This is a genomic window from Klebsiella sp. YJ (assembly GCF_002108615.1).
GTDB lineage: Bacteria > Pseudomonadota > Gammaproteobacteria > Enterobacterales > Enterobacteriaceae > Klebsiella > Klebsiella planticola.
In genome coordinates, this window is sequence record NZ_MTEG01000089.1 from 1 (window position 1) to 1,517 (window position 1,517).

2 protein-coding genes are annotated in these 1,517 nt (G+C 50.3%); both read right to left on the reverse strand.

Annotation, left to right across the window (positions count from 1 at the left end; genetic code table 11):
- Positions 1–82: 82 nt before the first annotated feature.
- On the reverse strand, positions 83–277 hold the full coding sequence (locus BV390_RS31020; protein ID WP_227517270.1) for a hypothetical protein: 195 nt from the start codon (positions 275–277) through the stop codon (positions 83–85).
- Between the two features lie 756 nt (positions 278–1,033).
- Positions 1,034–1,517 (reverse strand): recombinase family protein (locus BV390_RS30265; RefSeq protein WP_227517271.1); only part of this gene is annotated, 484 nt, incomplete at its 5' end.

Consider the following 1,517-nt stretch of genomic DNA (forward strand, 5'->3'; position numbering starts at 1 on the left):
TGAATTCACTGTCGGCGAAGGTAAGTTGATGACTCATGATGAACCCTGTTCCATGGCTCCAGATGACAAACATGATCTCATATCAGGGACTTGTTCGCACCTTCCCTTGCTCTTTGCTAACTCTAACTTTAGCTGTAGTGGGTTCTACATGGAAATCATGGCTACTATCATTTTGTTGGGTGCTGATCAGAACTTCTCTGACCTCTTCGGGAATTGGCTTACCTTCTCGGCTTGCTCTTCCCCATGCCTTGATAGCTTCTAAGCGTGTCATTTTCATGTGAGTACCTGAAAAATCTGTAGATATGAGGAAGTATACAAATCATTCTTATCAATCGTCTATACATGGAGGTAAGCACTGCAAAAGCTGACGGAATGAAGGCATTACCGTCATACATGAATCCAATCAAAAAGCCATAGAAACCATGCAGGTATTTGTTTGTATCCCTGCATAACGAACCATTAATTTTTAGAGCGCCTCTGGCACTCCAACTTCCGCTTTTGGCACACAGCAGCCGTTAAGATGTAAGGCCTTACGCCAACTAAATCTAATGGGACAGATTTAGTTGGTGATGGTCAAGTAATCTGCAAACGGTCACCAAGTAAAATGCAAATGGGTAGTCAAGTCCGATGCAATTACGCAGCCCGGCAAGGTGGGCCGATTCCCATATCGACATGTATGTAGCTTGTGTTATCCGTGGATTGTGCAGCTCAGCGGGTCGCTGGTCGTATGGCGTAGTGTCCCCCGTAACCGGCCGCGTGCGGCCGCTAACGCGCAGTACGGCGCCGCGACCCGAAGGCGGGCCGCCGTTCCCGCGCGCAGGCGCGCGGCGCCCACTGCGCACCACCGTGGGGGACGTGCGGCAGCTGCGTGGCGGCGGGCTGGGTTATGGCTTTGCAGGGAGGGGCTGGGCCGGGCGATACGGTCAGCGTTGCGGTTTCCGGCGATTTGCGGCCGGTGCCCGTTTAAGTCCGGCGTGGTCGCCTTCCATGCCCTGACGGGCATAAGAAAATAAAACCGCCATGCTGCGGTCATTCATGATTTTGTGGTGTAGCGATAAATAGTCATGCGAGAAACGTTGAAGCGCTTAGCAACTGCACCAACTGTCATTTCAGGATCAGCAAGTAAGATTCTAATTTGTTTAACATCTTCTTCAGAAAGTGACGGTTTTCTCCCTCCCACACGGCCCCTTGCGCGTGCAGCTGCAAGGCCTGAGCGCGTTCTTTCAATATTGCGGTTGCGTTCAAAGCTAGAGAATATCGCCATCAGATGAGTATAGATTTCCCCTATAACTGGCGCATTTGTGTCTATTCTGTCCTTGATGGCTATGAAAGTTATTCCGCGTTTCTTCAGGTCGTCGAGTAAAGTAATGACTTGACCCAATGAACCGCCGAGCCGATCTAGTGCCCAAACGGCACTGTTGCAAATAGTCGGTGGTGATAAACTTATCATCCCCTTTTGCTGATGGAGCTGCACATGAACCCATTCAAAGGCCGGCATTTTCAGCGTGACATCATTC